This window comes from Paenibacillus sp. FSL R7-0345 (assembly GCF_038595055.1).
Taxonomy (GTDB): Bacteria; Bacillota; Bacilli; order Paenibacillales; family Paenibacillaceae; genus Paenibacillus_AQ.
On the sequence record NZ_CP152002.1, the window covers coordinates 5900631 to 5913915 of the forward strand.

Consider the following 13285-nt stretch of genomic DNA (forward strand, 5'->3'; position numbering starts at 1 on the left):
GGAGGTCTTTTTCATGGATATTCCATCACTCTCCCTCTGCATGATCGTCAACAATGAAGCCCGGCATCTGAGCCGGTGTTTAACCTCCGTAGCCGGGCTGGTATCGGAAATCATCATCGCTGACACCGGCTCCACTGACGGAAGTATGGACATTGCCCGCAGCTTTGGTGCCAGAGTAATCGATGTGCCCTGGGAGCATGATTTTGCCAAAGCCCGGAATATTACTCTGCGCCAAGCCGCCTGCCCGTGGATTCTGGTCCTGGATGCGGATGAAGCTGCTGACGGCTGGCGGAGGGAGGATATGCTGCAGCTTTTGGATAACTCTGCGGTTCAAGGCTATTTCCTGCCTTTTATTCATTATGTGGGCAGCAGGGCCGGAGAGGAATATGTCACGGATAACGTCTGCCGGCTGTTCAGAAACGATCCGGGGATTGTTTTTCACGGGACCATTCATGAGGAGGCTGCCAGCAGTATTTGGGCGCTGCCGGGCGGCCGGATTGCTTATGCGGATCTGTCTATCCTTCATTACGGGTATGTGAACGAGGAGCTGCTGCTCAAAAATAAAGCCTCCCGCAATCTGGACCTCATCCATTCCGCCTTACAGCTTGACCCGCAGAGCTATTCTCTCCGGTATGCGCTAGGCACCGAGTATTATCAGCAGGGGGAATACGCATCTGCCGCAGATCTTCTGCTCCCACTGCTGCGGGAAGCTGTAACCGGACACGGTTATACTGCAGATATCTACCTTAAAGCCGCTTATGCCCTGCAGTCTGCCGGACGCATTCAGGATGCTAAGGCCGTTTACAGTGACGGTCTTGCTAAGTTCCCTGATTTTACCGACCTGCTGGAGAGCTATGCCCGGCTGCTGCTGGAGGAGGGCGCGTTGGCGGCATCCTACCGGCTCTTGCTTGAGGCATTGCGCTGCGGAAATACAGCCCATAAATATCCCTCCTCTTCGGGCAGCGGCACCAGCCGTACCAGCCTGCTGGCCGGGCAGGTCTGTGAGCGGCTGCATCTGTATGAGGAAGCGAAGGCGAACTATATGCAGGCTATCTGCTTCTCGCCGGATCTGACTGCCGCCTGGGCAGAGCTTGCGCCGCTCTGCCTGCTGTCCGGTGATGAGCAGACACTCATCACGGCAACCCTGGCAGCCGGCGGCATACTCTCGCCGGGCACGCTGCGCCTGCTCGTACCGGCTGCGCTGAACGCGCAGGCAGCCGGCTGGCTGCAGGCGCTCGCCGGGGCCGCGCAGCTGCCCGCTGCTGTGCAGCGCGTGCTGCAGGTGCTGCCGGAGCTGTTCCGGCAGCAGGCAGACCTCCCGGCAGTTGCCGCCTGCCTGGAGCGGCTGCTGCCGGAGCATGAGGCCGAGCAGCCGTTTATCCACGGCTATCTCTGGGCCCTTGCCTGCCGCGCCGGGGATGCGGCTGGCGCAGAGCAATGGCTCGGCAGCTTATCCTGCTGCCGCCCGGGCTTGCCGGCGGTGGCCCGGCTGCTGCCGGCAGAGTTCACGGCGCAGCCTGCTGCTGTGCCGCCGCCGGCTGCCGCCGAGCTCGCCTATGCCGCGCAGCTGCTGCTCCAGACAGGTGCCTGGAGCAGCCTGCTGAGCTTATACCGCAGCGCGGGGCTGGGGCTGCAGTGGGCGCGCCTGCCGCAGCCGGTGCTGCGCAGCCTGCTGCAGGCACCGGCCGCGGCACAAGAGCAATGGTGCTCCATCTACGAGGAGCACCATTACGGCACGCCTGCCGGCGCAGCGGAGTGGCTGCTGTATGCAGCCATAGCCGGCTCCTGCGGCAGGCTGCCCCGGCTTGAGCCCGCAGCTGAACAAGCGCTGCGGGGCTCGGGTAGCAAGGCCGTGCTCACCGGCCTTGCTTATCACAAGCTGCAGCTGGCAGCCGGCGCTGCAGCAGAGTCCCTGCCCGCCGGCAGCATCCCCAGGCTGCTGCTCGTACGGTCCGCCCTCGGCGAAGGCTAACGTGTGGCGCATCCCAGGCGGCAGGTTTGGGCGGCGGTTTCCCCTCGCCGCTCGGCGGCCCTGCGGCAGAGCGTTCCGCTGACCTACTCCCAATCTGCTCGCCACGCTCATCTACTCCAAATCTGCTCGCCACGCTCATCTATTCCAAACCAGCACACCCTGCTCACCTACTCCAAACCATCTCGCCCCGCTCACCTACTCCAAACCATCTCGCCCCACTCACCTACTCCAAACCATCTCGCCCCGCTCACCTACTCCAAACCATCTCGCCCCGCTCACCTACTCCAAACCATCTCGCCCCGCTCACCTACTCCAAACCATCTCGCCCCGCTCACCTACTCCAAACCATCTCGCCGCGCTCACCTACTCCAAACCATCTCGCCCCGCTCACCTACTCCAAACCATCTCGTCCCGCTCACTTACTCCAAACCATCTCGCCCCACTGACCTACTCCAAATCTGCTCGCCACGCTCATCTACTCCAAACCAATTCGTCCCGCTCACCTACCTTGCGTTAACTTCCCATCATCCCGCGTATGATTTTCAGACTAAGTGGATTTTTGCTACCTAATTTCCCGCTAAACGCTGCAACCAGGAAACTAGGTGGAAAAACGTCACTTAATTCCGTCAAAACTGTCCTCAGAGCGATAAACAGCCCAGAATAGATGACGTTTTTCCACTTAGATTATGAAATTGTTGGATTTGAATGAAATTAAGTAGCAAAAATCCAACTAGTTTTTTCGATAGCGTTACGTATCAGCTTTCAAGTAACTCTGCGCATAAATCCTCCACCTTGGCGTAGAAATCCAGTCCAATTTTGCTCTTTACTTTACTGCGACCGGTAATCCCTACTTCAAGCCCATCTGCTTCACTCCATACTCCATACTCCATACTCCATACTCCATACTCCATACTCCATACTCCATACTCCATACTTCATACCCCATGCCCAACATTCACATCTGCACTCCCCCACCAGCTTTCCCCCCGCAACACAGCAACACCCCCGCTCCGCAACGGACCAGGGGTGCTCTTTTTCCCGCCTTTATTTAGTTTACACTTAGTTTTTATTTAGTTTCTATTTAGTTTCTATTTAGTTTTTATTTGACTTCTATTCACTTTCTATCACCTTCTAGTGCCTTTTATCCAGCTCCCAAACAGCCTCCTGCCAGCTCCAAACCAGCCTACCCCCGCCGCTCCTGCCACTCCACCAGCCGCGGGTGCTCATCGAGGATGGAGCGGTACTGCTCCAGACTGCCCCATAGGCCTTCGGGATCAAAATCCATATACCGCTCATATTTGCGCCGCAGCTCTTCCGGGGACAGCGCCCAGCCGTAATGCTTCACCCGCAGCTCGGCAAGGAAGCCGGGCAAGGCCGCATAGGACAGCGGAAGCCGGGGCACATGATGGTTCATCCGCGGCGTAAAATAATGATAATCCGGCAGATAGCGGACCAGCGTGCGGGTATGCTTCGTATGGATATTCCAGTGTTCGTCATCGCGGTAATGGGTGGTGCCGCCCCAAAAATCGTACAGCCGGAAGGCTACCCAGTCATAGGCATCCTGATCGATCAGCCGGCGCATCTCCCGCTTTGCCGCTTCCTCGTAAAATTCGTCGGCATCTACCGCGAGCAGCCAGTCGGGCTCCGTGGATACCGCGAGCTCCCACAGCTTTTGGCGCAGCTCCCATTCCCGGCTGAATAGCGGGCTTTCCAGCGATACCAGCTTCGTGACTTTGGCAAAAGAGCGGCACAGCCGCGCCGTACCATCCGTACTGCCGTCATCCACAATAACAATTTCATCGACGAACCCGCTCAGCTCCTCCAGCACCTGCTCCAGATAACGTCCGGTCTCATTGCGTACCTGCATCATCGCGGTCAGGCGGTTTCCGGCGGTTTTGCGCAGCGGCTTAGACGTCCTCATCGGCTGTTCTCCCCCTTAATCGTCCGACAGCTTCCTCCAGATCAGCCATTTCCGCAAAAAGCGTGCGGGCCCCCTGCTCCGCCCCCGCCGCCCGCAAAAAACTGCGGATAGCCGCATGCCTTTTTCCGTACAGCAGGTGCAGCGTTCCTTCCACCACCGGGATCTGGGCCAGGATGGACGCGACTGCGCCGCTTCCCTGGAGGACTACGGAAGCCGGACCACCGGCTGTAGTTTCCAGCTCCTGCTGCAGCAGGAGTGCTTTTTCCCACTGAAAGGCGTCCATATAATTCAGCAGCAGCAGCGACCTGGCCTCCAGACCATCCAGCTCTGCCAACAGCCTTACCGCTGCAGCACCGTCCTCATTCATCCGGAAAAGCTCCGCCTGCACCAGCCCGCGCTGTCCGCTTTCGAGCCAATGCTGCAACTGTGCAGACACCGCCCGTTCCTCAGCTGTAAAAGCCGTTATTTCATACTGGCGGACCGCCAGCTCCAGATTACCGCGCCGAGCCTCGATCGCCGAGAAAAAACGGTAATGGGAATGCAGACAATCCGTATAATCATGCAGCAGCATCAGCTCAAAAGACTGTGTCAAAAGCTCCGCCGCACACCCGTCACCAAGCAAATACAAATACGACGCTGCGAGATAATGTACAGTCGGCTGCTGCGGCAGCTTTTTACACATGGACAGGTAGTAACGGGCCCGCTGCCGGAGCTGAATTTTGGCCCACGGCTCTTCTTCAGCGTTTGTCTCCTGAGGGCACCAGAGCTGTTCGAGCGCTTTTTTCCACACAGCCTCAAAATCCGCAAGAAAATATAACCGCTCCCCTCTGCGGATCATCCCGTAGGACAAAGGGTCATCCCCGCTGAGATATACAACACCGCTACGGCGCAAAAGCTGCTCCAGATACAGCCGCTCCGAGGCCGTTCCCACCAGATCGGCTTTGGCGGCAAGCAGGCCGCTGTATTTATCCCACAGGTTTCCGTCCTCCCCTTCCGGACAGCGCTCCAGCAGGGCTACTATATAGCCGGGCGAAAGCGCCAGCACATCCTGCAGCCAATAGGGTGAGGAGACGAGGACCGTGTAATCTTTTGCCGGGAGCGTGTGGACTTCAGCCAGAGATAATGCGCGGATACCGCTGTCCGTCTGCTGCGGGGGAGTCATTTTTCCGGTAAAAATAACATCTTCCCGTTCCGGCAGCACCTCCAGCAGCCTTTTGTAGCTGTACTCCTCCCAGGGGACTCCGCTGAAAATAATGTAATTCACCGTTGTGTCCCCCCTTCTCCGTCAAAAGCCCTGTCATCGCCGGGGGCCCGTTCTCCCGGAGCAGGTCCCCCCGCAATGTAACCTACCGCCAGCTCCGGTTCCGGGCAAAGCAGCAGACTGCGGCGGGAGAACTCCCGTTTTATAATCCGGCCCGGCATGATGCCGCCCCGATGCGCAGTACGCTCAAGCGGCAGCACTGCGGCCGCCCCCCGCTCCGGATTGCCCGGCAGCTCAGATTCTGCAAGCCCCGGCGCCGCGCTGACGATCAGGGATGCAGAGCTGTGCTGCAGAGCCTTCACGATCCGGGTCACATATTCACTGTCGTAGCTGGCCGAGGCAGACAGGTAGACGGTCACTTCGCTTTTGTACATAGCGGCAATATTCTCCATTGCATGCAGCCACGGCTTCTCTCCCTGCACCGTAATAACGGTATCCTGTTCATGTACGGGAAAATCGGGCGAGCTGTCACTCCAGCTGTCCCGGACGCTGACCCAGCGGATATTCCCGTAGCTCTGCTGCCCCTGCAGCAGAAGCTGGCGCTGAATCGCAGCCGCAGCCGGCCATTTTTCTTCAGAATATACCACTGCCGTCACAAGCGGCAATACTGCCGCGGCGGCTTTGCCAAGCGGAATTACCGGCTGACGCTCCAATGCTGAAGGATCTGCCGGAACCGGCAGGCCGGTTTCGTGCAGAGACTCATCCGGCAGCTGCCATTTGGCGCAGTAGGCCCGCCCCGCTTCTGCCTCCGCAGCCTGTGCCTCACTGCCCGGAAACCCGGCTGTGCCTGACAGCGGCTGAAGCACATGCACATATGAAGCAGTGCTGAGCACAAGCCTTGCACCCTGCTGCCGGGCACGCAGGCACCAGTCGGCAATGATATAGCGCCGCTCACCAAGCGAGAAATCCAGCCCGCCGGTCCGCTGCAGGATTTCCCGGGTAACAAGCAGGCAGGGTCCGCCCAGCACTTCAGCTTCCCTCCATTCTCCCCGGCGGCGGCTCAGCTGGTGACGGACATAAGCAGACAGTTCAAGGTCGTTGCCAAACCGCAGCACCTCCCTCCCCTCCCGCATCTCTGCCGCGGAACGGGGTGCCACCACTTCAGTTCCCGGCTCATCAATGACCGGCCACAGCAATTCGCCCAGCCAGCCCGCTGTAACCATTACAGAATCCTCCAGCAACACGACAAAAGAGGTCCGGGCATCTGCCAAGGCCTCATTCGTCCGGTAACTTCCGCGCTCATAGGGAAGCAAGGACAGCCCCGCCTCTGCGGAGAACTGTTCTACCAGCGGCTGCAGCGCAAAATCCTCCTGCACAGCTACACCGATCACCCGGACAGCAGGCCCGGAATGCAGCAGCAGCCGCTTCAGACATTCTTCTGCCCATTCCTCATGTGCAAGCTCGACCACAATTGTCACCCCATCCTTGGCCGGCAGCGGCAGCAGCCCTTCCCGTTCAAGGTAACTGTATCTTCCAGCCAGCCGTTCCGGACTGGCCGCATCCGCTTTAGCTTCAGTATCATAAGACATCCCCGGTTCACACTCCATCATTTTAGAAACTTTGCTACCTATAGTGTATGAGCCGGTTACAGTGATATCCCTATTTTCTTCCAGCTGCCGTTATCTGCAGCACACACGATCCGCTACCGCCTGTTCACGGTGGAAATCTGCTACCCTGGCAACCTAACGGACAGAGATGACCTTATAGGACGCCTGTGCCCTGCCATTCAATGGCTAACGGACACCTTATTTGCCGAATTTTCTGCGAAAATGGTCCACTAATCAGCGAATAAGTACATCTGAGTCCGTTAGCCTACAGAAACGGGCCAAGTTACGAGAATAACGGCTGTACGGTCCGTTAGCACCGCCGAGGGCTGACGTAAGGCGGTTTGATGCCCGGTGTTTGGTGTTTGGTGTCCGGTGTTTGACGACCGGTGGCTACTCCCCGGCACCCCCGCCGGCATTGCCGCTGTTCCCCGTGTTCCCTCCGCTGCCGGCATTGTCTGCGCCGGAGGACGGAGCGCCGGTGTTGCCGCTGCCGGACGGCACATCCTTGCCGCCGTTTCCGGCACCGCTGTCTGCGCCGGAAACGTTACCCGCTCCCGCATCTGTACCGCTGCCCTCCGCTGCTCCGCTCTTCTCCCCGCCCGGGCTTGGAGCAGGTATCGCAATTCCCGGTGCGCTGCTGCCGTTCTCGCCGACAGGGTTGCCCTGATTGTCGTAATAGTACATCGGCACATCGCCGACCACCATCAGGTAGGATACCGGAATCTCGGTGTCGACCACCTGGGGCTCCATGTCAAAAGGAACAACAACCGCAACCTCGGTGACAATATGGATGTACACCTCGACCAGGATCATATTGATCCCCGCGTTTTTCTGGCGGGTATTCAGCTCTACTTTAACCGCTCCCTGCGGCTCGATCTTAATCGGAACATCCGGTCCGAAAGAGGCAATCAGCGGGCTGTCAAGCGCCTGGCCGAGCGGGATATGCTCCGTCCGGTTGTGCAGATCCTGCAGGGTGGTCTGGATCACCTCGGCAGCCTGCGAGGTGATCCGCATATGCTCCCTGTAATTGAGCATAAACCCAGAGATTTTACCCTCTTTATCGGTCTTCCAGTCGATAAGAGCTTCGGCATCACCGCCGTCCGCAACCTGCGAGGTAATCGCTTTGTTAATGGATTCAGTAGCGATCTGCTTCACCCGGATCTGCGCCAGATGAATGATCGGCGGCCGCAGATGCTGCTCCACATACCGCAGCCCCTGCAGCACTCCGATGACCAGCACCAGGCTCAGAATGAGCCAGAAGCGGCCCCGTCTGCGCGGACGTGCCGGGCTGCCTCCGTTACCTCCGCTCCGGGCAAACAGCTTTCTTCTTCCCCGGATGCCGCCGTTATTCCCTTGCTCCGTGGACAATACGCCCTGGCTTCGGACGCTGCCCTGCGGCCATGATCCAGACAAGCTGCTGCCCTCAAACAGCTTCCCCTGGCCAATACGCTCTTTCTGCCCCGCCGTCCATCCTGTCCGCGTCTTGGACGGCTTGGCTTTAAACGCCTGACTTCGCCCCGCGGGCCGCAATGCCATACCTGCCCGCGACGGCTTAGCTTTAAATGCCGGACTCCGCCCCGCAGGCCGCGGCATGCCGGTCCAGCTGATTTTCGGCAGCCGCAGACGGCCCAAGCGGCGCAGATCCGGCAGCGCTGCCCGCCGGCTTCCCCATTTTCGTATTCTGCCCATGCTAGTAAGTCCCCTCCCGGTATTGCTGCGGCCAAGCCGCCATCGATTACTATAGGGTATTCAGGCATGGGACAAAAAAGAAGAACGCCCTCCCGGTGACAGCCGTCACCCGGGAAAGCGTTCTTCTTTTACGATTTACTGCACATGTTCCTACTGCATCCTGCTGCGTTTATCCTCCTGCAGATGTCCCCAGTGGCGGCGCACAAAGACTGCCAGCAGAACAGCGATGAACACCGCGTACCAGCCCAGAAATCCGCTCCATTCCTCACGCGGCACAATCAGTGAAGAACCGATTGTCCCGAACAGCCAGATGTAAGACAGATTGCCCAGCACCGTTCCCCAGATATAAGCAGAAACCTTAATCGGCGAAACGGCCGCCATAAAATTAATAATATTGCTGGGCATAATCGGAACCGTACGCAGCAGCACAAGTGTCCAGATCCCATACCGGTCCAGGTATCGCTGCCACTTGTCGTAGCGCTTCAGCCTGGATCTCCATTTGCGGTCAAACCAGCCATACAAGTACCTGCGGAACAGGAAATAGATGAGGACCGAACCCAGGTTGCAGGCCATCCAGCTGACCAGCATGCCGCCAATGATATCAAACTCGGACACATGCAGCACAATTAATATGGCCAGGGGAAAAAAACCGAATAAACTTTGCAGCAGTGTAAGCGGTACTGTCGCCAGCAAAATATAGGGTCCGCTCAACCCCAGACTCTGCAGCAGCCAATCGATCCAGCCGTTAATAACATCTGTCATGGAGCTGTCTCCTTTCGCGGCTAATTGCAGTATCAGCTCCGCTGAGTACTTATATATGGTTTATTTTTCAAGAAAAACACCCCTTACGGGGTGTTTATTACGGATTGTAGCTTACGTATTAAAATGTATGTAAAGAACAATTGCCGGCTGAAAAATTACATTTTGTAGCCATATGTTCTTTAATCATAACACACATTATTTGCAGCTGCAAAAGTCACATGACCTTACAGTCCGTTATTCCTGTACTGCAGCAACCCAGGCGTTGACCTGCTCCGCATGCTCTTCAACCCATTTTTTAGCCGCTTCTTCAGGTGACTGGCCGCCTGCAATATCAACCATTACCTGCTCCATATCTTCAGGAGTCCAGTTAAACTGGTCCAGGAAGCTGTACACCTCAGGCATATCATCCTTCAGGCCCGTACGCACCATAGTATGAATCTGTTCTGCCCCGCCGTATACGGCCTTAGGGTCTTCCAGATATTTCAGGTCCATGTTGGCAAACATCCAGTGCGGAGTCCATCCGGTCACAACAATCGGTTCATTGTTCTGGTAAGCTTTTTCGAGCTCCTGCACCATAGCTGCGGACGAGCTTTCGAGCAGTGTGTAATCACTCAGGCCGTACGCTTCAAGCGCCTTTTCAGTAGCCATCATTATACCTGCTCCCGGCTCAATGCCGACAATCCGGTTCTGCAGCGTTCCCGCCAGCTCCGCATTTTTCAGATCCTCGATAGAGTTAATGTCCATGTAGGTTGGAACAGCAAGACCTGTTTTCGTGCCGTCCAGATTCGGGCCTAAATCTTCAAGCTTGCTGCCGTACTGCTCCAGATAGGAAGCATGCGTGCTTGGCAGCCAGGCGGCAACCATCGCATCAGCACTGCCGTCAGCTATGCCTGCCCACATTGGGCCGGCATCGACCTGCAGCATCTCAACAGACATGTCAAGCTTGGATTCCAGTACTTCTTTTACGACATAGGTGCTTGCAATCTCTGAATCCCAGGCGACATAAGCCAGCTTCACCGTCTTGTTTCCGCCTGCTCCGGACGAACATCCGGCTAAGGCAGCCACCACCAGCAGAACAGTCAACAGTAATCCTATGCTTTTCTTTTTCATCAATCACTCACACTCCCATGGTTTGATTAGTTTTGTTGTTTGGTTTTGAACAGCTTCTGTGTAAGACGGTCGAGCAGAATGGCGATGATAACAATCGCGATCCCCGCTTCAAAGCCCGCACCGGTTTTAGCCTGTGATACGGCACGGTAGACATAAGCGCCGACACCCTGGGCACCGATCATCGACGAGATAACGACCATGGACAGCGACAGCATAATCGTCTGGTTGATCCCGGCCATAATGGTCGGCATCGCAATCGGCAGCTGCAGCTTGAACAGCTTCTGTCCCGGTGTGGAGCCGAAGGCATCTGCAGCCTCAACCAGCTCCTCCGATACCTGGCGGATACCCAGATTGGTCAGCCGGATGGTCGGCGGAATCGCAAATATAACAGATGCGATGACACCGGGTACGACACCCAGCGAGAAAAAGGATACCGCCGGCAGCAGATAAACAAACGCCGGCATCGTCTGCATGAAGTCAAGCACCGGAGTAACGATATTCTGCACAGTCTTGCTCTGGGCGCAGAGTACACCGACCGGTACGCCGATCAATACGGCCAGCACAGAGGCGGTCAGCACCAGCGCCAGCGACTGCATCGACGGGTCCCATAAGCCGAGGTTGTCGATCAGCAGCAGCCCGATCACCGCAAACAGCGCCATCCGCCATTTGCCGATCCAGTAAGCAAGTGCAGCTATAATAATGGTCAGTACAATGGCCGGGAGAAAAGTCAGTGCCGCTTCGATCCCGGTCACCATACCGCCGATAATAGCGTGAATGAGGTCGAACAGCGGACCAAAGTAAGTCATCAGCCAGTCCTCAATCCATTCTACGCCCTTACCTATAGGAATTTTGGGAATGTTCATGAGAGTGTACCTCCTTCCGGAACCGCGTTGCCGGCCAGTGCGGACAGCACGGCCCCTTTAATAACAATTCCTTTGAGCCGGTCATTCTCATCGACTACTGCCACCGGCAGATGCGTCGCTGACATCAGCTCAAACAGATCATTCAGCAGGGTTTCCGGACTTACACGGGGAATTTCCCGCTGCATAACCTCCAGAATACTCAGGTTTTCTTTCAGCGCTCTGGACGCATCATCAGCCGTCACAACCCCCTGCAGCTTCATTTCATTGTTCGCTACATACAGGCTGGACACGCCGCTGTCCCGCATCAGCTGCAGGGCTACACGCGGTCCGCGCTCCGGCCGGATCATTTCCGGCTGGCGCATTACATGCGCCGCAGTCAGTACCTTGGACAAATCCACGTCCTCGACGAAGCGCTCCACATACTTGTTGGCCGGCTGAATCAGGATTTCCTCCGGTGTACCAATCTGTACGATTACACCGTCCTTCATCAGGGCAATCCGGTCACCGATCCGCAGCGCCTCGTCCAGATCATGGGTGATGAACACGATAGTCTTCTTCACTCTCGCCTGCAGCTCAAGCAGCTCCTGCTGCATATCCTTACGGATCAGCGGGTCAAGCGCACTAAACGCCTCATCCATCAGCAGAATATCGGGATCATTGGCGAGGCCCCTGGCCAGGCCCACACGCTGCTGCATACCGCCGCTGAGCTGATCGGGGCGGTGATTCTCCCAGCCCTTCAGTCCAACAAGCTCCAGTGCCTCCATGGCACGCCGGGTGCGCTCTTTTTTATCTACACCCTGCACCTCAAGTCCGTATTCGGCATTGGCCAGCACTGAACGGTGCGGAAACAATCCGAACTTCTGGAAGACCATACCGATATTTTTACGCCGGAATGTCCGCAGCTCCTCCGAGCTCATCTTGACTACATCCTTGCCTTTAAATAGTACCTGGCCTCCGGTAGGCTCAATCAAACGGTTCAATAGCCGGACAAGCGTCGATTTCCCGCTCCCCGACAAGCCCATAATGACAAAAATCTCGCCTTCACTGATGCTGAATTCAGCCTTATTGACTCCTACAGTCAGCTTGGCCTCACGGGCAATCTTCTCTTTGGACCATCCCTGCTCCAGTAATGGAAGGGCGCGTCCTGCATCGTTACCGAATACCTTGGTTAGTTGTTTCACCTCTATAATTGCCATGGTGACCTCCTTTTCCCCTTTTCGTTATTCAGGCAGTTGCTCCTCAATAAGTGTAGCGGAGTTGTGAAATGAGACGCAAAGCCCATATACGCTAAAAATTTAGTGTACAGTTTTAACTTTACGTACTTTACATAAAGAATACTCTGTTTTTCGCCATATTCCGTTTCTGTTGCATTCTTTACTTATAGAAGAGGATTTGTTTACAATACATTTGAGAGGTTTGCAGTTTATCAGCCTATTCCTCAGGAGGGACACCATGAATGATTTAGAAGGGCTTGAGCCCGAGCAGATAAAGAGAATCAGTAAGGCCCGCGAGCGGGTAATTGATTCCATCGGCAAAAACATGGATTTATACGGAATTACGCTGTCTATCGGACATTTATATGGTTACATGTACTTTAATGAAGGCCCTGTAACCCTAGATGATTTGAGCCGTACCATGGGAATGAGCAAGACATCCATGAGTACCGGTGTGCGCACCCTGCTGGATTTGAAGATGATTGATAAGGTCTGGGGAAAAGGCACACGCAAGGACCTGTTTGAGGTCGTCCCCGACTGGCATCAGAACTTTAGCGACTATTTCTCAATCAAATGGAGAAAAGCGGTTGAAGGCAACATGATCGCCCTATCGAAATCGCTGGCTGAAATTAAGGACATGCAGGCTGAATATGCGGACAACGCGGAAATACTGCAGCTTTTGACCAATGATGATGAAAAAATCATGGAAGCGATCAAATATTACCGCTGGCTGCTGAAGCTGATTGAGTCGCTGGAAACCGGCAAGATTTTTGAGCTGATTCCTAAGGAAACCTAAGCGCTTATTTAAGTATGTCTTACATTCACCGAAAAAATTACGCAGGTCCCCTTTACTTCCCCCTATACACAAAAAAAGCCGCGGTCCCTCCAAGGGGCCGCGGCCTTTAGTGTTTTTCCTTTATTGGCTTAGTCGCATTCCGGTTCCGTT

11 protein-coding genes are annotated in these 13285 nt (G+C 56.0%); 2 read left to right on the top strand and 9 right to left on the bottom strand.

Annotated elements, in window-relative coordinates; translation table 11 throughout:
* Nucleotides 1–13 precede the first annotated feature (13 nt).
* The gene (locus tag NST84_RS25485; RefSeq protein WP_342562891.1) at nucleotides 14–1972 is read left to right on the top strand and encodes a glycosyltransferase; all 1959 of its coding nucleotides are present in this window, start codon (nucleotides 14–16) and stop codon (nucleotides 1970–1972) included.
* Nucleotides 1973–2727: 755 nt separating this feature from the next.
* On the opposite strand, the gene NST84_RS25490 is transcribed toward NST84_RS25485, so the two are convergent.
* The 9 genes from NST84_RS25490 to NST84_RS25530 all read right to left on the bottom strand — a co-directional run bounded on the left by NST84_RS25490 (nucleotide 2728) and on the right by NST84_RS25530 (nucleotide 12321).
* Complete coding sequence (locus tag NST84_RS25490) at nucleotides 2728–2904, bottom strand: hypothetical protein (RefSeq protein WP_342562892.1); 177 nt, start codon at nucleotides 2902–2904, stop codon at nucleotides 2728–2730.
* Nucleotides 2905–3155: 251 nt separating this feature from the next.
* Nucleotides 3156–3893 carry a glycosyltransferase gene (locus NST84_RS25495; protein ID WP_342562893.1) on the bottom strand — a complete coding sequence of 246 codons (738 nt, stop codon included), beginning with the start codon at nucleotides 3891–3893 and terminating at the stop codon, nucleotides 3156–3158.
* On the bottom strand, nucleotides 3880–5157 hold the full coding sequence (locus NST84_RS25500; RefSeq protein WP_342562894.1) for a hypothetical protein: 1278 nt from the start codon (nucleotides 5155–5157) through the stop codon (nucleotides 3880–3882). Before NST84_RS25500 ends, NST84_RS25495 begins: the two co-directional genes overlap by 14 nt.
* Nucleotides 5154–6704 (bottom strand): glycosyltransferase, encoded by a 1551-nt coding sequence (locus NST84_RS25505; protein ID WP_342562895.1) that lies wholly within the window; start codon nucleotides 6702–6704, stop codon nucleotides 5154–5156. Before NST84_RS25505 ends, NST84_RS25500 begins: the two co-directional genes overlap by 4 nt.
* Nucleotides 6705–7091: 387 nt before the next feature.
* Complete coding sequence (gene yunB / locus NST84_RS25510) at nucleotides 7092–8390, bottom strand: sporulation protein YunB (RefSeq protein ID WP_342562896.1); 1299 nt, start codon at nucleotides 8388–8390, stop codon at nucleotides 7092–7094.
* A gap of 150 nt (nucleotides 8391–8540) precedes the next feature.
* The gene (locus NST84_RS25515) at nucleotides 8541–9152 is read right to left on the bottom strand and encodes a VTT domain-containing protein (protein ID WP_342562897.1); all 612 of its coding nucleotides are present in this window, start codon (nucleotides 9150–9152) and stop codon (nucleotides 8541–8543) included.
* Nucleotides 9153–9386: 234 nt separating this feature from the next.
* On the bottom strand, nucleotides 9387–10262 hold the full coding sequence (locus tag NST84_RS25520) for a glycine betaine ABC transporter substrate-binding protein (RefSeq protein WP_342562898.1): 876 nt from the start codon (nucleotides 10260–10262) through the stop codon (nucleotides 9387–9389).
* A gap of 26 nt (nucleotides 10263–10288) precedes the next feature.
* Nucleotides 10289–11125 (bottom strand): proline/glycine betaine ABC transporter permease, encoded by an 837-nt coding sequence (locus NST84_RS25525; protein WP_342562899.1) that lies wholly within the window; start codon nucleotides 11123–11125, stop codon nucleotides 10289–10291.
* The gene (locus NST84_RS25530) at nucleotides 11122–12321 is read right to left on the bottom strand and encodes a glycine betaine/L-proline ABC transporter ATP-binding protein (protein ID WP_342562900.1); all 1200 of its coding nucleotides are present in this window, start codon (nucleotides 12319–12321) and stop codon (nucleotides 11122–11124) included. The genes NST84_RS25525 and NST84_RS25530 overlap by 4 nt, the downstream gene beginning before the upstream one ends.
* A gap of 256 nt (nucleotides 12322–12577) precedes the next feature.
* On the opposite strand from NST84_RS25530, the gene NST84_RS25535 reads away from it, so the two are divergent.
* A complete protein-coding gene (locus tag NST84_RS25535; protein ID WP_342562901.1) occupies nucleotides 12578–13135 on the top strand; it encodes a GbsR/MarR family transcriptional regulator in 558 nt (185 codons plus the stop codon).
* The last annotated feature ends 150 nt before the right edge of the window (nucleotides 13136–13285 follow it).